The following is a 16,764-nucleotide window of genomic DNA, read 5'->3' as shown; positions in this document are numbered from 1 at the left end:
GGACCCGCTGTCGCGCGGCCTGCGGCCGGGCCGCCGTCCCCGTCAGGCGATCACACCGTCCCGGCGCAGCGCTGTGATCCCCTCGTCGGCCATCCCCAGTTCCCGTAGCAACGCCTCGGTGTGCTCGCCCAGCGCGGGCACCGCGCCCATCCGGGGCGGCGGGCCGTCCGGCAGTCCGATCGGGGGCAGGAGTGCCCGCAGCGGACCGGCCGGTGACCCCACCTCCCGCCAGCGGTCCCGGGCGGCCAGTTGCGGGTGCGCGGCCAGCCGCGCCACCGAGTTGAGCCGCGCGCAGGCGATGCCCGCCGCCTCCAGGCGCCCGATCGCCTCGTCCGCGTCCAGCCCGGCCAGCGCCTCGGCCACCACCGCGTCGGTCTTCTCCCGGCCGCGGGTGCGCGCGGCGTTCGTCGCGTACGCCGGATCGTCCGCCAACTCCGGCCGCTCCAGCACCTGTTCGGCGAGGCGGCGCCACTCACGGTCGTTCTGTACGGACAGCAGGACGCGGTCCCCGTCGGCAGTCGGGTAGGCGTCGTAGGGTGCGATGACCGCGTGCGCGAGGCCGGTCCGCACCGGCTGTCGGCCGCCGTGCATCGTGTGGTGCAGGGGGTGGCCCATCCACTCGGCGAGCGCGTCCAGCATCGACACCTCCACCCGGCCCCCGCGCCCGGTGGTCCCGCGACGCAGGAGAGCGGCGAGCACCCCCGAGAAGGCGTACATGGCCGCCGCGATGTCGGCGGCCGGAATACCCGCCTTGACGGGCTGCTCCGGGGTGCCGGTCACCGACACGAGCCCCGCCTCGCACTGGACGAGCATGTCGTAGGCGCGCTTGTGGGCGTACGGGCCCTCGGGGCCGTACCCGGAGATGTCCACGGCGATCAGCCGCGGATAGCGGGCGCACAGGGCGGCCGAGTCGAGGCCGAGCCGGGCGGCGGCGCCCTGGGCGAGGTTCTGGACGAAGACGTCGGCGCCGTCCAGCAGCCCGTGCAGGACCTCCCGCCCGCGCGGGTCCTTGAGGTCCAGCGCGATCGACTCCTTGCCGCGGTTGGCCCAGACGAAGTGCGAGGCGAGGCCCTGGGCGGTGGTGTCGTAGGCACGGGCGAAGTCGCCGCCGTCGGGGCGCTCGACCTTGACCACCCGTGCTCCGAGATCGGCGAGCTGGCGGGTGGCGAAGGGGGCCGAGACGGCCTGTTCGACGGCGACGACGGTGACGCCGTCGAGGGGCAGCGGATCGGCGGCGGGCGGCGCGGGGTGCGTATCGGGAGCCATGACAGCCTGCCTACCGGCTGGGACCCGGGCCTGTCATCCCGCACAGTGCCGAGATCTCGGGAGTTCCGGCGCCCGGGTTGCCGAGGGCGGTCGGCGGTCGTGGCCGGTCCCGGTCGTGGCCGGTCCCTCTCTGTCCCGGTCGTAGCCGGTCCCGGCCGCTGTCCGTGTCGATCGGGGCCACTCCCGGGCCCCCGTCGGTTCCCGTCGCGGTCGGTCCCGGCACCGGTCGGTCCCGGTCGCAGTCGGTCCGGGACGGGATCAGTCCCGGCCGCGGGCGAACCGGCGGGCGGCCGCCGGCGCCGTCAGCGCGAGCAGTACCAGGGACCAGAGCACCGCCCCCGCCACCGGATGGGCCGCCGGCCAGGCGGCGCCCGCCGCGGCCTCACCGCCCGCGTTCCCGCACAGCGCGCGCACCGCGCTCGCCACCGCGCTGATCGGGTTCCACTCGGCCACCGCCCGCAGCCACCCGGGCAGCCCGGCGGTCGGCAGGTAGGCGCTGGAGAGCATCGGCAGGACGAAGGTGGCGCTGCCCAACTGGCCCGCCGCTTCCTCGCTCTTGCTCAGCAGCCCCAGGTACGTACCCGTCCAGGCCATGGCGAAGCGGAACAGCAACAGCACCCCCAGGGCACCGAGCGCGCCCGGCAGGCCGTGCTCGACCCGCCACCCCATCGCCAGCCCCACCAGCATCAGCGGCACCATCGACAGCGCCGTCGTCAGCAGATCGGCGGCGGTCTGCCCGAGCGGTACGGCGGCCCGGCTCATCGGCAGCGTGCGGAAGCGGTCCATCACCCCGCGGTGCGCGTCCTGGGCGGCCGTGAACATGCCGGTCATCAGACCGTTCGCGGCGGTGGCGGCGAGCAGCCCCGGCACCAGGAACTCCCGGTACTCGGAACCCGGCATGGCGAGCGCGCTGCCGAACACGTAGCCGAAGAAGAGCAGCATCGTGATCGGCATCGTCTGGGTGAGGATCAGCAGCGCGGGCGCGTGGCGCGCCTTCTGCAACTGTCGGGTGAAGACGGCGCCGCCGTCGGACAGCAGGGTGCTCATGCCGCGTTCTCCTTCGCGTGCCCGGTGGTGGTGGCGGTACGGACCCGGGTGAGGCGCAGGAACACCTCGTCCAGGGTGGGCGGTCGCAGGGCGGCGTCGGTGAGCGGGATGCCGGCGGAGTCGAGGGCGCGGATGATCCGGGGCAGCGTCAGGTCACCGTCCAGGACCGTCACGCCCACCGTGAGGCGCCCCTCGTCCACGACCGGACTGCCGCCCGTGAGCTGGTCGAGTACGACGGCCGCGCCCGCGAGGGCCGCCCGGTCGGTGACGGTGACCTCGGCGCGGGCGCCGATCCGGGCCTTGAGCTCGGCCGGGGTCCCGCCGGCCACGGCCCGGCCGCCGTCCACGACCACGATGTCGTCGGCGAGCCGGTCGGCCTCCTCCAGGTACTGGGTGGTGAGCAGGACGGCGGTGCCCTCGTCGGCCAGTTCCCGTACGGCCGCCCAGATGTGCTCGCGGGCCGCCGGATCGAGGCCGGTCGTCGGTTCGTCCAGGAACAGCACGCGGGGGCGGTTGATCAGCCCGGCGGCCAAGTCCAGGCGCCGTTTCATGCCGCCCGACCAGGTGGAGGCGACCCGGTCGGCCGCGCCGCCCAAGGTGAAGCGTTCCAGCAGCTCGTCGGCCCTGCCCCGGCCGGCGGCCCCGCGCAGCCCCGCCAGGCGGGCGAAGAGCCGCAGGTTCTCGCGGCCCGTCAGGTCCCCGTCCACCGAGGCGTACTGCCCGGTGACCCCGATGGCGCGGCGCACCACGGCCGGCTCGCGGGTGACGTCGTGACCGGCGACCAGTGCGCGGCCGCCGGTGGGGGCGGTGAGGGTGGCGAAGACGCGGACGGCGGTGGTCTTGCCCGCGCCGTTGGGGCCGAGGAGGCCGCAGACCGCCCCGTACGGCACGGCCAGGTCCAGCCCGCGCAGGGCGTGGACCTCCCCGTAGTTCTTCTCCAGACGCTCACTAAGTACAGCGTACGTAGTAGTCATGTGCCGGACCCTACCGCACTACGTACGCTGTACGTAACTACGATGGGGCGATGGATCAGGTGACGGTGCGATGGACGAGGTCGAGCGGATGACACCCGGCGGCGGACGCCCCGCCGAACCCGAAGTGATCTGGGCCCGTCCGCAGCGCGCGGGGCGGGGCCCGCGGCCCGCGCACAGCCGTGACTCGATCGCGGCCGAAGCGGTGCGGATCGCGGACACGGAGGGGATCGACGCCGTCTCCATGCGACGGGTCGCGGCCGGGATCGGCGCCGGGACGATGTCCCTCTACAACTACGTCCCGCGCAAGGAGGACCTCTACGAGCTGATGGTCGACGCGGTGAGCGGCGAGTACTCCTACGCCCCGCCGACCGGCGACTGGCACGCCGACCTGCTGGCCCTGGCCCACCAGACCCGGGCGCTCATGCACCGCCACCCCTGGCTGCCCCGGCTGCTGAGCCCGGTCCACGGGTTCAGCCCCAACGCCCTGCGGTACCTGGAGCACGGCCTGGCCTGTCTGGCGCCGCTGGACCTGCCGGACGCGGAGAAGCTGGAGCTGATCGCCGCCGTCAACGGCGCCGTGGCCACGTACGTGTCGAGCGAACTGGCCCTGGCCGAACGCGCGCGCACGCTGCCCTGGAGCGAGGCCGACGAGCAGGACGTACGGACGGCATGGCTGGCCTCCCGCATCGCCACGGGGGAGTACCCGAGGCTGGCCGCCGCCCTCACGGGATGGACGGGTATCCCCGCCGATCTGGGCGAGGCGTTCGACCGCTCGGTGTCACGACTGCTGGGGGCGTGGGCGAAGTAGGTCGCCACGACGGGCTTCCACAGCAGGCGCTTTCTAAGCAGGGGGCTGCCACGGCAGGGGCTGTCACAACAGGGCGAACTGGCCGCCCGGCCCCTCCTCCCGGTGGTCCAGGACCGAGGCCGGGCGCCGGGCCCAGCGCGGCGGCGGCAGCACCCCGGCGGCCGCGAGGGCGTCGGTCGACAACGGGGGCCCCGGCTCGAACGCCGCCCGCGACGGGGCCAGGTCGGCGAGCAGCCCCAGCGTCGTCACCAGCGACAGCAGCTCCGAGGTCCAGGCCTGCGGCCACTCGGCAGGGCCCAGCGCCTCCAGCCCCGCCGCCTGCGGCCCTTCCGTCCCCACCGCCGCAGGTCCTTCCGTCCCCGCCGCCGCCCGGTGCGCGGTGCGGGCGGCGAACCAGGTCTCCAGCGTCCGTGCGCCCTGCGCCTCGTACTCCCACGCGCCCGCCGGTACGGGGGAGATGCTCCCGTTCCCCAGGGTCAGCCTCTCGGTCTCCGGGTCGTACGCGAGCGCGCCCGGCCACGTCGTGACCGCCGAGCGGACGTATGGCCGACGCCCGTCCGGCAGCCGGGGCGCGTCCCCGCCCCGCGCGCCGCGCACCTGCGCGGCGAGCAGCCGGTTCCCCAGTTCCAGCCCGGCGCGCCAGTGCTCCGGATCGGCGGCGAGCGGGACCTCGTACGCCCCTCGGGCCCCGGGGCGGGCCGCCGCCAGGATCCAGCACAGGACGTCCTCCGGGCCGACCCGGACGCCGTACCGCTCGCCCAGCAGGGCCGGCAGCCCCGGCGCGATATTTGGCTCCGCGCCGCCCGGACGCCGGTGCAGGGGGCGCACGCGGCCGAGCCGGCCGACCGGGAGGTGGGCGGTGACCAGCGGTTCGGGGGCCTCGACGAGGAAAAGTTGCCGATCGTCGCGGACCCGCCACAGCTCGGGGCGGGCCGCGTCGATGAGCCGTTGGTCCGGCAGCAGCCACTGTTCGTCGAAGGGGGCGCGCAGGATCCGTACGGGCTGTGGGCAGGGGCCGGGGGTGGCGGCGAAGGGGGCGGTCTCGGAGCGCTGCCCGGGCAGGGCGGCCGCCCCGGTGGCGGGCGTACGGCCCCGGGCGGGCCGGAACAACCGCTCCTGCTCCGCTCCTTCGGCGGCCACGAGCGCCGTCCACCGGGACCGCAGGGTGGCCGGGTCGGGCGCGGCCACCCAGTCCCGTCCCAGCCGCGGCGGGCGCACGGACCAGGGCATCAGATCGTCCAGCAGCGGGTTCTGCGGCGGTACGTCGGTGCTCACGCGGCCGATGGTATCGACGGCGAGCGGCGGCCGGGCCCGGTCCCGATCGAAGCGTTACGCTCCTTGTGTACGCCTATGGAGGCGTTTGAGGAGCATTTCCGGTAGGAGGCGGTCATGAGTCAGTACGACGAATACTCGACCCCGTCGCAGGCCGAGGGCGAGCGCCTCGACGAGGACATGGACGAGAAGGAGAAGGGGCAGCGGCATCCGCAGACCATGCGCGGAACGCCGTCCCAGGCGGAGGGTGAGCGGGGCGCGGAGGAAGAGGAGCGGAAGCGCTGACCGCGGTGGGGCTGCGCTCGGGGCCCTCCGGGCGCCGGGGGCGCTCGGAAGCTCGGAACCGTGGGTGCGGCCGGGACCTTCGGGACGGTAGGGACCCTCAGGACGGTAGAGACTCTCAGGACGGTAGAGACTCTCGGGACCGTCGGATCAGGTGGCGTCGACGGTCACGGTGAACGAGAACCGGTCACCCCGGTAGCGGATGCGAGCGACGTCCACGACCCGCCCGTCCGCGTCGTAGGTCACGCCCGTGTAGTGCAGGATCGGGCTGAGCAGTGGGACCCGCAGCAGCTCGGCCGTCTCCGGATCGGCGAGCCGCGCCTCCACCGTGTCGGTGATCCGGCTGATCTTCACGCCCACGATGTCCCGGATCACCTTGGTCATCGGCCAGCGTTCCAGGTCCGCCGGATCGATCGCGGAGGCCAGCTCCGGCAGGACCGCGTTCTCCGCCCAGTTGCTCGGCTCGCCGGTCTCGCTGTCGTGGCGCAGACGCCGGTACGTGACCACCTCCGCGGTGTCCGGGAAGTGCTCCAGCAGGTCCCCGGCCACCAGCACGCGGGCATGGCCGAGGATCGTCGTACGTTCGCCCGACTGCTGGGCCACGATCGCGTCCACCGAACCGAGCAGCCGGACCGGGGCCCCGCGCCGCGCGCCCGGTTCGATGAACGTGCCGCGCCGCCGGTGCCGGCTGATCAGACCCTCGCCCTCCAACTCCTTGAGCGCCTGGCGCATCGTCAGCACGCTCACCCCGTAGTGCTCGGCCAACTGCTCCTCGGTGGGCAGCCGCAGCGAGGCGTCCGGGGTGCGGCCCAGTATCGAGGCGCGCAGCGACTGGGAGACCTGGTACCAGAGCGGAAGCTTCCGGTTCAGTACCAGCGAGTCGGGGGCGAAGGCGGTCACGGTGTTTCTCCGTACGGGCGGGACGGGCGGGGCTTCGACGGCCGACGCCCTCTAGGCGCGGAAGTGGCGCTCCAGACCCTGCCACACGTCGTCGTACCCGCGCTGGAGGTGGTCGGCGCCGGCCGCCTGCGCGGTGGCGGTGACGGGCCAGCGCGTCTCGAACATGAAGGCCAGACCGTCGTCGATCTTCTGCGGCTTCAGCTCCGCGGCGCTCGCCCGGTCGAACGTCTCCCGGTCCGGCCCGTGCGCGGACATCATGTTGTGCAGCGAGCCGCCGCCCGGCACGAAACCCTCGGCCTTGGCGTCGTAGGCGCCCTCGATCAGGCCCATGTACTCGCTCATCACGTTCCGGTGGAAGTACGGCGGCCGGAAGGTGTCCTCCCCGACCAGCCAGCGGGGCGCGAAGACGACGAAGTCCACGCCGGCGAGCCCCGGGGTGTCCGAGGGAGAGGTGAGGACGGTGAAGATCGACGGGTCCGGGTGATCGAAGCTGATGGAGCCGATGACGTTGAAACGGCGCATGTCGTACACGTACGGGGTGTGCGTGCCGTGCCAGGCGACCACGTCGAGCGGCGAGTGGTCGTAGGTCGCCGACCAGAGGTTTCCGCAGAACTTGTTGACCACCTCCGTCGGACGCTCGATGTCCTCGTACGCGGCCACGGGAGCCCGGAAGTCCCGCGCGGCGGCGAGGCCGTTGGCGCCGATCGGGCCGAGGTTCGGCAGCTCGAACGGCTGCCCGTAGTTCTCGCAGACGTAGCCTCGGGCGTCCGCGTCCAGCAGCTCCACGCGGAAGCGGACGCCGCGGGGGATCAACGCCATCTCGCCCGGGCGGGCGCTGAGCAGACCGAGTTCGGTGCGCAGCAGCAGACCGCCGCGCTCGGGGACGATGAGCAGCTCGCCGTCGGAGTCGCTGAACACCCGGTCGGTCATGGGGGCGTTGGCGGCGTAGAGGTGGATGGCCATGCCGGTGCGCTGGGTGGCGTCGCCGTTGCCGCCGAGGGTCCAGAGGCCGGCCAGGAAGTCGGTGCCGGGGGCCGGGTCGGGGAGCGGGTTCCAGCGCAGACGGTTGGGGTCGGGGACGGTCTCGGTGAAGGGCGCGGTGCGCAGGGCACCGTTGTCCACGCGGGTGAAGGGCGGGTGCGCGGCCGAGGGGCGGATCCGGTAGAGCCAGGAGCGGCGGTTGTGGGTGCGCGGCTCGGTGAACGCGCTGCCGCTGAGCTGCTCGGCGTAGAGGCCGAGAGGGGAGCGCTGGGGCGAGTTCCGGCCGTGGGGGAGCGCCCCGGGAACGGCTTCGGAGCTGTGCTCGTTCCCGAAGCCGGTGAGGTACGCCAGCCCCTCCGCGATCTTCGAGGCCCGCTCGCTGGTGCTGCCGCCGTCACTCATGCAACGCTCCCGTGTCTGCCGAAGGAATCCTATGCCTGACAGTAGGATTCTCCCCCATCCGCCGTCAACGCCACCGGGACGCGGCGCGGGGCGCCGGGCGGGGCGCGGGGCGCCCGGGGCGCCGGCGCCTGGGGTGGGGTCGACGCCGGAGTGGGGGTACGCCCTGACCGTGCGGGCGGAAAGCCTCGGCGTCACGGACATGTGGGGAGCCGCCGGGCCTCGGCCGGTCCTGGTCTCCCTCATGGGCCCCATCGACGACGAGGCGGTATTCGAGGCCGAGCACGCCGACGAGGTTGACCGGGGGCCTCTCCTCGGCTTTCACCCCGACCCGCGCCGTCGACGTCATCGCGTTCTGCGACCGGCCCGTCGACCACACTGTCACGGCCCTGCTGACCGCCGCCGTCATGAACGTGACCGGCGGCGTCGCCCACGCCGAACTCCGTGACGATCACGTGCCGATCGTGGCCGGCCTGGCGGGCATCGTCGCGACGATGACGGACCCGCGCCCCGTCGCGTACGGATTCGCGGAGTTCCTCAGGGCGTGGGCCCGACAGCCCGGATTCCGGCTCCTGAAGTAGCCGTGGGCGGCTCAGCCGGTTCGCCCTCGGCGGACCAAGCCCCGGAGCGCCCACGTCCAGGAGTTGACGGCATGTCTTCAGTGCTGGTGGTGGGTTGCGACCTGCAAGCGATACCCGGTGTCGATGCGGAGGCCCTTCGATCCGACGGCGCCCGCCCCAGGCCGCCGTCGCGTTCAACACCAGCGGCGGGGACTCCGTCGAAGCGGCTCGGCGCCGGCTGTGACGGCTGCCCGGCGGGTCACGCCCCGAGCCGCGCAGCCCAAGGGGCCGGCGCGGCCGATGCGGGCCAGGCCAGGGCCCACGCTCCGGGTGTCGGGGACCTTGGTGGTGGCGGCCCGGCGTGGGCGTGTCCCAAGCGGACCGCCGCTCCCCGCGTCCAGCCCCGCCGGCGACGGCGGTTGACGGGCCCCCTCCCCGAGATCGAGCAGAGGCCGGTCCGGGAGGGGCGTCCGAGACCGCCCCTGGGCGTCGGCGGCTCGCCCGCCCGGGCCCACGGTTCGAGCACCTCGACCCGCCGCCGGACTTCGGCGTGATTCGGGCCCGAGGGGATCCGAAAAGATGAACATTGCTCTACTCTCTCGCGCATGCCGTGGACCCGCAGGATTCCTGCCGTGCCGGCGGTGCTCCTCGCCGCCCTCCTCGCCCTCCTGTCCCTCCTCGTCGCCGCGCCCTCCGCCGCCGCGCACGAGGAGCGCCCCGTCACCCTCCCCGACGGAACCGGCTCCGTACCCGAGTACCGCACCGCCGAGCCCGACCTGCTGGTCTGCAAGACGGACCGACCGGACTTCGAGCGCCGGATATCCGCCTTCCCCGCAGACCTCAAGCAGCGCAACCTCACCCTCTACGAACGCTGCGAGAAGACCGGCTACCGCCACCTCCAAGACGCCGTCGACGCCGTCGACCGGGCGGGGATGAACATCGCGATCCTCCCCGGTCTGTACGAGGAGGAGCCCTCCCTCCCCAAGCCGACGGGGGAATGCGCCCACCTGAAGGCCCCGAACTCCGCGCTCGGCTACCAGATCCTGTCCTACGAGCAGCAGGAGCAGTGCCGCCACAACCAGAACCTGGTCGCCATCCTCGGCAAGACGAACCTCCAGATCGAGGGCACCGGCGCCTCCCGCCTCGACGTGGTCATCGACGCCAAGTACCAGAAGCTCAACGCCATCCGCGCCGACAAGTCCAACGGCATCTACTTCCGCAACTTCACCGCCCAGCGCACCACCTTCAACTCGCTCTACGTGCTCGCGGGCGACGGCTTCGTCATCGACGACGTCCTCACCCGCTGGAACGACGAGTACGGCTTCCTGACCTTCGCGAGCGACCACGGCCTCTACAAGAACTGCGAGTCCTACGGCAACGGGGACTCCGGCATCTACCCCGGCAGCGCCTCCGACATCAACAACGGCCGCGGCTACGACGTCCCCCGCTACTCCATCGAGATCACCGGCTGCCACAGCCACCACAACATGGTCGGTTACTCCGGAACCGCCGGGGACTCGGTCTGGGTGCACGACAACGAGTTCGACCAGAACATGGGCGGGGCCTCGATGGACAGCGCCTTCCCCGGCCACCCCGGACTGCCGCAGAACCACGCCAAGTTCGAGCGGAACCTGATCCACGACAACAACGCGGACTACTACCCGAACGTCGCGGACGGCACCTGCGCCAAGCCGCCCATCGAGCGCGGCTACGAACAGGGTGTGGTCTGCCCGCAGATCTCCATGCCACCGGGCACGGGCATCATCACGGCGGGCGGGAACTGGAACCTGTACGAGCACAACTGGGTGTACGGACACCAACGCGCGGGCTTCTTTCTCAGCGCCGTCCCCGCCTTCATCCGCGGTGAGGAGGCGTGGTCGAAGCAGGCGGACACCTCCCACCACAACCGGTACGCCGGCAACATCCTCGGCAAGGACAAGTCGGGCGCCTCCCGCCCCAACGGCATGGACGTGTGGTGGGACGGCCAGGGCGCCGGCAACTGCTGGCAGGCGGTGCCGGACGGATCGACCCCCGGCACCCTGCCCGAGTGCGGTGACCGCCGCGGCTCGGTCTCCGGCGGCTCCGCGCGCCTGGCCGGCGAACCGGTCAAGCTGGTCCACCTGCTCGTCTGCGCCGACTACAACGTCCAGGCACGCAAACTCCCCGCGGGCTGCGACTGGTACGGCGCCCGCGGCCCGGAGCGGGTGCAGACCCAGATCGCACTCGCCGTCGCCGCCGTACTGCTGCTGGTCGGCGGAGTGCTGTGGTGGCGCCGTCTTCGCCACTCACGGCTCGGGACGGCCGCCTCGCTGCTGGGCGCGGCCGGGCTGGTGCTGGACGTCGCCGGCTCCACCATGACGCTCGAAGCCACCTTCGTCCCTGCCCTCGCCTTGCTGCTGCTCGGCCTCTGGTGGACGGGAGCCGGGGCGGCGCTGCGGCCGAACCGGCCCTGGTTCGCCCGGCTGACCCTGCTGCTGGGCGCCCTCACCCTGCTCGACGCCTTCGACAAGGCCGTCCTGATGATCCCCTGGATCCCCCTGAGCCCCGCTTGGATACGAGGTCTCGTGGCGGTGCTCTGGACCCTGTGGGCGGTCGTCGCCTCCGCCCGCCCGGGCGCCACCCCGGCCCGCCCCGCCGGCCCCGGCGGCGACCCGGACGGTGACCGCGTCCCCGTCCCGGCAGGCCCCGCCCCGACCCTGAGCGCCGCTGCCACCCCGGACTCGCCGGAACCCACCGGAGGCCCCCAGTGACCGACCACCCCACCGGCCACCGCGCCGACCCCGTCACCTGCGACGTCTGCACCCCCCTTCTCCACGCCGCCCCCCTCCTTCGCGCCGCCCCCCTCCTCCCTGTCTCCCCTCCCCTCCTCCCGCGCCCGCCCCACCGGACGACCCACACCGCCCGGACCACCGCCCTGGTGGCCCTCCTCCTGCTGCTCGTAGGCGGTGCGGCGGCCGGCTGCGGGGGCAGGGCCACCACCCACCACAAACCGGGCACCAGTCACGAGCAGGCATCCGGCAACGTCGGCACCCTGCTCCCCGCCCAAGACGGCGAAGGCCACCACCTGCGCGAGGTCCCGGCCGAGGGCGCGCCCGAGGTGCGCCTCACCGCGCGCCCCGACTCCGAGGACGGCTGGAACCTCCAACTGACCGTGTCCCGCTTCCGCTTCACCCCGGACAGCACGGGCGGCGCCGCCCTCCCCGGCGCCGGCCACGCCCACTTGGAGCTCGACGGCCGCAAGCTGGCCCGGGTGTACGGCCCCTGGTTCCACCTGCCCGCGGCGCAGGTACCTGAGGGCGCGCACACCCTGACCGTCCGCTTGTACGCCGACGACCACACCGCCTGGGCCGTCGGCGGCAAGGCGGTCGAGGCGTCCGTCCCGCTGACCGGCGCCGCCCCCGGCGGGACCGGCCACACCCACGCGACCTCAACCCCGCCGCCGGCGACCCCTCAGGCGGACCGGACGGTCACCCTCACCGTGCGGGACGGCAAGGTCACCCCGGCTCCGGGCCGGATCGAGGTGACACACGGCGAGCGCGTGGCCCTTCGGGTCACCAGTGACCGCGCGGACACCCTCCACGTCCACGGCTACGACAAGGAACTCGCCCTGCCCGCGGGCCAAGAAGTCACCCTGATTCTGACGGCCGACCGCACCGGCCTGTTCGAGGTCGAGACCCACGAGTCCGGCCTCGTCCTCACCCAACTCCTCGTCCGGTGACCCCACCGCGACCGTTCCTGGCCCCCGCCCTGTGCGCGGGAGGTGACTGCGGAGGCCGGGACGTGGTCCCGCACCCGGCCGATCCGGCCGTCACCTTCCTCGCGCACGGGATCGGATCCCAGCACGATCTGCCCATATCTCCCTTCTATGCCTTCGCCGGCGCCTTCGCCGCGCTGTTCGTCTCCTTCCTCGCCCTCGGTCTGCTCTGGTCCACCTCCCGCTTCCGCGGCGACCGCTCCGGCCTGGCCCTGCCCGCCGGACTCCAGCGGGTGGCCGACGCGCCGACCACCCGCACCACCCTTCGCGGACTCGGCCTCGCCGCAGCCCTCGCCGTACTCCTGCACCTCCTCCTCGGTCCCGACGATCCCGCCCGGAACCCCGCTCCCGGCGCCGTCTACGTCCTCCTCTGGGTCGGGCTCGTCCCCGCCTCCCTCCTCTTCGGTCCCGTCTGGCGCCTCCTCAACCCCCTGCGCACCCTGCACCGGCTGCTCGCCCGGGCCCTGCCCCACCCGGGTCCCGGTCGGCCGCTCCCGCCCAGGCTCGGCCAATGGGCCGCCGCGGTCGGACTGTTCGGCTTCACCTGGCTAGAGCTCGTCTCGCCGGATCCCGCATCAACCACCACCCTCCTGATCGCCCTCGGCTGCTACACCGCCGTACAACTCGCCCTCGCCGCCCGCTTCGGCGAGAACTGGTTCGCATACGCAGACGCCTTCGAGGCGTACTCCACCCTCCTGGCCGGCCTCTCCCCCCTCGGCCGCCGTGCCGACGGCCGCCTGGTCCTGCGCAACCCCTTCCACGGACTCGACGCGACGCCCGAGCGGCCCGGACTCGTCGCCACCGTCTGTGTCCTGCTCGGTTCCACCGCCTACGACGGCTTCTCCGACAACCCCTCCTGGATCAACGCGATACAGACCTCCCCCCTGGGCCGCACCCCCACGGCCACGCTCGGACTCCTCGGTTCCATCACCCTCGTCGCCACCCTCTACTGCCTGTGCGCGGCGGCCACCCGCCTCGTCAGCGGCCCGCACCCCGGCCCGCTGACCGCCTTCGCGCACTCACTCGTGCCGATCTCCCTCGGCTATCTCACCGCCCACTACTTCTCCCTTCTCGTCACCGAAGGACCACGCACGGTAATCATGGCAGCGGGCACTGACAACGCCCCCGAACCCTTGCCGCCAGTGGGCCCCGGCGGACTCGCCACGCTCCAGGTCGTCGCCGTCGTCACCGGCCACGTCCTCGGAGTCGTCGCGGCCCACGACCGCTCCGTACGCCTCTTCCCGCCGGCGAAAGCCGTCGCCGGTCAACTGCCGCTGCTCGCGCTGATGATCACGTACACCGTCGGCGGACTCGGCCTCCTGCTGAACTGAGGCCGCCGACCCCGGCACCCGCCAGGAGCGGCATGATGGACCCCGTGCCCCCCGCCCAGCCCATGCGCCGGACCCCGATCCAACAGCGCAGCGCCGACCGCCTCGCCCGCATCCTCGACGCCTGCGCCGAACTGCTCGACGAGACCGGGTACGAGAACCTCAGCACCCGCGCCGTCGCCCAGCGCGCCGGAGTGCCCATCGGATCCGTCTACCGCTTCTTCGGGAACAAGCGGGCCATGGCCATCGCCCTCGCGCACCGCAACCTCGACCGGTACGCGGAGGGCATCCAGGTGCGGCTCGCCGCGCTCCCGAGCACCCACTGGCGGCCCGTCGTGGACGCGGTGCTCGACGAGTACCTGGCCATGAAACGCAGCGTTCCCGGCTTCGCCCTCGTGGACTTCGGCGTGCCCGCGCCGCCCCCCGAAGGGCCCGCTGCCGACCCGAACCACCTGGTCGCCGCCCGGCTCACCGAGCTGCTCTCGCGCCACCTAGGGCTCGCGCCCGACGCCGCCCTCGAACGAGCGGTGCTGATCGCCGTCGAAGCCACCGACGCGCTCCTCCAGCTCGCCTTCCGGACCGACCCGGCCGGGGACCCGGGCATCGTCGCCGAAACCCGCGCCATGATGCAGGCGTACCTGGCCAGGGTGCTGGACTGACATCGCCGCCCGCCCGCCCGCCTCGCCGTCGGCGTTCGCATCCCGCCGGCGTCCACGGGGGCAGGCCGGAAGCGGCCGGAGCCGAACCGGGGCGCAGCCCTCCCCAACCTCCCTACCGGTCGGTATGCTCGTGCCCCGTCGGCCCGCCGCCGCGGGCCTGCCGACCCCAGGAGGGTCCATGCCCCGCACCGCCCTGCGCATCTGCCCCCTCTGCGAGGCCACCTGCGGCCTCACCCTCACCATCGAGGGCGCCACCGTCACCGGCGCCCGGGGCGACCGCGACGACGTGTTCAGTCGGGGCTTCATCTGCCCCAAGGGAGCCTCCTTCGGCGCCCTCGACGCCGACCCCGACCGGCTGCGCACCCCCCTCGTCCGCCGCGACGGAGAGCTCCGGGAAGCCACCTGGGAAGAGGCGTACGACGCCATCGCCGCCGCCGTGCCCGCCCTGGTCCGGGAACACGGGGCCCAATCCGTCGGTGTGGTCCTCGGCAACCCCAACGTCCACACCATGGCGGGCGCCCTCTACCCCCCGCTCCTCCTCAAGGCACTCGGCACCCGCAACCTGTTCACCGCCAGCACCCTGGACCAGATGCCCAAACACGTCTCCAGCGGTCTGCTCTTCGGCGACCCCTTCGCCATCCCGGTGCCCGACCTCGACCGGACCGACTTCCTCCTGCTGCTCGGCGCCAACCCCGTCGAATCCAACGGCTCGCTCTGCACCGCTCCGGACTTCCCCGGGCTGCTGAAGGCGCTGCGCGCACGCGGGGGCAAACTGGTCGTCGTCGACCCGCGCCGCACGCGCACCGCACGGCTCGCCGACCGGCACCTCGCCCCACGCCCCGGCAGCGACGCCCTCCTCCTGGCCGCGCTCGCTCAGACGCTGCTCGACGAGAAGCTGACGGCCCCAGGAGTCCTCGCGGAACACACCGACGGCCTCGGGGAACTCGGCGCCGCGCTCGCGAGTTTCACTCCTGAGGCGGTCGCCCCCGCATGCGACCTCCCCGCCGCCGAGATCCGCGCCCTCGCCCGCGAACTCGCGGCGGCGCCCACCGCCGCCGTGTACGGGCGGATCGGGAGCTGCACCGTGGAATACGGCACCCTCGCCAGTTGGCTGGTCGACGTACTCAACATCCTCACCGGCAACCTCGACCGCCCGGGCGGAGCCCTCTTCCCTCTTCCCGCGGCCGGCCCACGGCCCCGCCCCGCGGGCCCGGGCAAAGGGTTCGCCACGGGCCGGTGGCACAGCCGGGTCAGTGGCCACCCCGAGGTCAAGAGCGAGCTGCCCACGGCCGCGCTGGCCGAGGAGATCGAGACACCGGGGGAGGGGCGCATCCGGGCCGTGATCGCCATCGCCGCCAACCCGGTGCTGTCGGCCCCCGACGGGCACCGCCTCGATGAGGCCCTGGCCGGCCTCGACTTCATGGTCAGCGTCGACCCCTACCTCAACGAGACCTCGCGCCACGCCCACGTGGTGCTGCCCCCGCCGCCGCCCGCCCAGAGCGCGCACCACGACTTCGCCTTCAACGGCTTCGCCATCCGCAACCAGGTGCGCTACACCCGACCGGCCGTGCCGCTCGAAGCGGGCCGGCTCGACGAGTGCGAAATCCACGCCCGTCTCGTCCTCGCCGTCTCCGGCATGCACGGCAGCGCCGAGCCGTCAGCCGTCGACGAACTGGCCATCCAGACCACCCTCGCCAAGGAGACCGGCGACCCCGACTCGCCGCTGCGCGGAGCGGACCCGGCGCGCCTGACCGGCCTACTCACCGGCGAAACCGGCCCGGAGAGAAGGCTCGATCTGATGCTCCGACTCGGGCCGTACGGAGACATGTTCGCAGCCGACCCGGGCGCAGCCGACCCGGGCGCGGACGGCGATCCGCGCGCCGACGCCGATCCGCGGGAGGGTACGAGCGCGCCCGCACGCGGCACCGGGGGTGCACCGGTAGTCGGCCTCAGCCTGGAGCGGGTACTCGCGTACCCGCACGGCATCGACCTGGGCCCGCTGCGCCCCCGGCTTCCGGGCGTGCTGAGGACCCGCAGCGGCAGGATCGAGCTGCTGCCGGACCCGATCGCGGCCGAGCTGCCGAGGCTCCACGCGGCGCTCGCCGAACGCCCCGCCGCCCTGGTGCTCGTGGGCCGCCGCCATCTGCGGTCCAACAACAGCTGGTTGCACAACGTCCCGGCCCTGGTCGGAGGTTCCAACCGCTGTACCCTCCAGGTCCACCCCTACGACGCGGACCGCCTCGGCCTCACCGACGGCGGCAGGGCCCGGATCACCGCCGACGGCGGCGCCCTGGACGTTCCGGTCGAGGTCACCGATTCCATTCGCACCGGAGTCGTCAGCCTCCCGCACGGCTGGGGGCACGACCGTGCGGGCTCCCGGCTGTCGGTGGCCGCCACCGACCCCGGAGTCAACGTGAACCAACTGCTCGACGGCACCCGCCTGGACCCGCTGTCCGGCACCGCGGTCCTCAACGGGTTCCCCGTCGAGCTGTCACCCCTGCCCTGAGCTGGGGTTTTGCTCGTATTGCTCACAC

At 73.4% G+C, this 16,764-nt stretch carries 14 protein-coding genes; 8 read left to right on the top strand and 6 right to left on the bottom strand.

Going from position 1 to position 16,764, the window contains the following annotated elements; all coding sequences use genetic code 11:
- Nucleotides 1–42 precede the first annotated feature (42 nt).
- From ACFVXJ_RS09250 to ACFVXJ_RS09240, 3 genes are all read right to left on the bottom strand, one after another.
- A complete protein-coding gene (locus tag ACFVXJ_RS09250; RefSeq protein ID WP_389660822.1) occupies nt 43–1,266 on the bottom strand; it encodes a CaiB/BaiF CoA transferase family protein in 1,224 nt (407 codons plus the stop codon).
- 258 nt (nt 1,267–1,524) lie between these two features.
- Entirely contained in the window at nt 1,525–2,313 is a 789-nt protein-coding gene (locus ACFVXJ_RS09245) for an ABC transporter permease (protein WP_389660820.1), read from the bottom strand.
- On the bottom strand, nt 2,310–3,287 hold the full coding sequence (locus ACFVXJ_RS09240) for an ATP-binding cassette domain-containing protein (RefSeq protein ID WP_389660818.1): 978 nt from the start codon (nt 3,285–3,287) through the stop codon (nt 2,310–2,312). The genes ACFVXJ_RS09245 and ACFVXJ_RS09240 overlap by 4 nt, the downstream gene beginning before the upstream one ends.
- A gap of 70 nt (nt 3,288–3,357) precedes the next feature.
- On the opposite strand from ACFVXJ_RS09240, the gene ACFVXJ_RS09235 reads away from it, so the two are divergent.
- Nucleotides 3,358–4,095 (top strand): TetR/AcrR family transcriptional regulator, encoded by a 738-nt coding sequence (locus ACFVXJ_RS09235; protein ID WP_389660816.1) that lies wholly within the window; start codon nt 3,358–3,360, stop codon nt 4,093–4,095.
- 63 nt (nt 4,096–4,158) lie between these two features.
- On the opposite strand, the gene ACFVXJ_RS09230 is transcribed toward ACFVXJ_RS09235, so the two are convergent.
- Nucleotides 4,159–5,325, bottom strand: coding sequence for a type ISP restriction/modification enzyme (locus tag ACFVXJ_RS09230; protein WP_389661012.1), 1,167 nt, complete (start codon nt 5,323–5,325; stop codon nt 4,159–4,161).
- A 159-nt stretch (nt 5,326–5,484) separates the two neighbouring features.
- Between ACFVXJ_RS09230 and ACFVXJ_RS09225 the strand changes: the two genes are divergently transcribed.
- Complete coding sequence (locus ACFVXJ_RS09225) at nt 5,485–5,652, top strand: hypothetical protein (RefSeq protein WP_361314047.1); 168 nt, start codon at nt 5,485–5,487, stop codon at nt 5,650–5,652.
- 147 nt (nt 5,653–5,799) lie between these two features.
- Here the strand turns inward: ACFVXJ_RS09225 and ACFVXJ_RS09220 are convergent, their stop codons facing one another.
- Nucleotides 5,800–6,549 (bottom strand): GntR family transcriptional regulator, encoded by a 750-nt coding sequence (locus ACFVXJ_RS09220; protein ID WP_389660814.1) that lies wholly within the window; start codon nt 6,547–6,549, stop codon nt 5,800–5,802.
- Nucleotides 6,550–6,600: 51 nt separating this feature from the next.
- Nucleotides 6,601–7,932 (bottom strand): homogentisate 1,2-dioxygenase, encoded by a 1,332-nt coding sequence (hmgA, locus tag ACFVXJ_RS09215; protein ID WP_389660812.1) that lies wholly within the window; start codon nt 7,930–7,932, stop codon nt 6,601–6,603.
- A gap of 293 nt (nt 7,933–8,225) precedes the next feature.
- On the opposite strand from hmgA, the gene ACFVXJ_RS09210 reads away from it, so the two are divergent.
- The 6 genes from ACFVXJ_RS09210 to ACFVXJ_RS09185 all read left to right on the top strand — a co-directional run bounded on the left by ACFVXJ_RS09210 (nt 8,226) and on the right by ACFVXJ_RS09185 (nt 16,736).
- A complete protein-coding gene (locus ACFVXJ_RS09210; protein ID WP_389660810.1) occupies nt 8,226–8,510 on the top strand; it encodes a DUF6368 family protein in 285 nt (94 codons plus the stop codon).
- A 584-nt stretch (nt 8,511–9,094) separates the two neighbouring features.
- The gene (locus ACFVXJ_RS09205) at nt 9,095–11,239 is read left to right on the top strand and encodes a right-handed parallel beta-helix repeat-containing protein (RefSeq protein ID WP_389660808.1); all 2,145 of its coding nucleotides are present in this window, start codon (nt 9,095–9,097) and stop codon (nt 11,237–11,239) included.
- Nucleotides 11,240–11,403: 164 nt separating this feature from the next.
- The gene (locus ACFVXJ_RS09200; protein ID WP_389661010.1) at nt 11,404–12,207 is read left to right on the top strand and encodes a hypothetical protein; all 804 of its coding nucleotides are present in this window, start codon (nt 11,404–11,406) and stop codon (nt 12,205–12,207) included.
- 62 nt (nt 12,208–12,269) lie between these two features.
- The gene (locus ACFVXJ_RS09195) at nt 12,270–13,574 is read left to right on the top strand and encodes a hypothetical protein (RefSeq protein WP_389661008.1); all 1,305 of its coding nucleotides are present in this window, start codon (nt 12,270–12,272) and stop codon (nt 13,572–13,574) included.
- Between the two features lie 35 nt (nt 13,575–13,609).
- Nucleotides 13,610–14,230 carry a TetR family transcriptional regulator gene (locus tag ACFVXJ_RS09190; protein ID WP_389661006.1) on the top strand — a complete coding sequence of 207 codons (621 nt, stop codon included), beginning with the start codon at nt 13,610–13,612 and terminating at the stop codon, nt 14,228–14,230.
- Nucleotides 14,231–14,408: 178 nt separating this feature from the next.
- A complete protein-coding gene (locus tag ACFVXJ_RS09185; RefSeq protein ID WP_389660806.1) occupies nt 14,409–16,736 on the top strand; it encodes a molybdopterin-dependent oxidoreductase in 2,328 nt (775 codons plus the stop codon).
- The last annotated feature ends 28 nt before the right edge of the window (nt 16,737–16,764 follow it).

This window comes from Streptomyces sp. NPDC058279 (genome assembly GCF_042881255.1).
GTDB lineage: Bacteria > Actinomycetota > Actinomycetes > Streptomycetales > Streptomycetaceae > Streptomyces.
This window is presented reverse-complemented; position numbering and strand designations above follow the sequence as displayed.

Excerpts from the sequence above, each read along its gene's own strand:
- ACFVXJ_RS09250 (WP_389660822.1), bottom strand. The coding sequence starts at position 1,266 with ATGGCTCCCGATACGCACCCCGCGCCGCCCGCCGCCGATCCGCTGCCC.
- ACFVXJ_RS09245 (WP_389660820.1), bottom strand. The coding sequence starts at position 2,313 with ATGAGCACCCTGCTGTCCGACGGCGGCGCCGTCTTCACCCGACAGTTG.
- ACFVXJ_RS09240 (WP_389660818.1), bottom strand. The coding sequence starts at position 3,287 with ATGACTACTACGTACGCTGTACTTAGTGAGCGTCTGGAGAAGAACTAC.
- ACFVXJ_RS09235 (WP_389660816.1), top strand. The coding sequence starts at position 3,358 with ATGGACGAGGTCGAGCGGATGACACCCGGCGGCGGACGCCCCGCCGAA.
- ACFVXJ_RS09230 (WP_389661012.1), bottom strand. The coding sequence starts at position 5,325 with ATGCCCTGGTCCGTGCGCCCGCCGCGGCTGGGACGGGACTGGGTGGCC.
- ACFVXJ_RS09225 (WP_361314047.1), top strand. The coding sequence starts at position 5,485 with ATGAGTCAGTACGACGAATACTCGACCCCGTCGCAGGCCGAGGGCGAG.
- hmgA (WP_389660812.1), bottom strand. The coding sequence starts at position 7,932 with ATGAGTGACGGCGGCAGCACCAGCGAGCGGGCCTCGAAGATCGCGGAG.
- ACFVXJ_RS09205 (WP_389660808.1), top strand. The coding sequence starts at position 9,095 with ATGCCGTGGACCCGCAGGATTCCTGCCGTGCCGGCGGTGCTCCTCGCC.
- ACFVXJ_RS09190 (WP_389661006.1), top strand. The coding sequence starts at position 13,610 with ATGGACCCCGTGCCCCCCGCCCAGCCCATGCGCCGGACCCCGATCCAA.
- ACFVXJ_RS09185 (WP_389660806.1), top strand. The coding sequence starts at position 14,409 with ATGCCCCGCACCGCCCTGCGCATCTGCCCCCTCTGCGAGGCCACCTGC.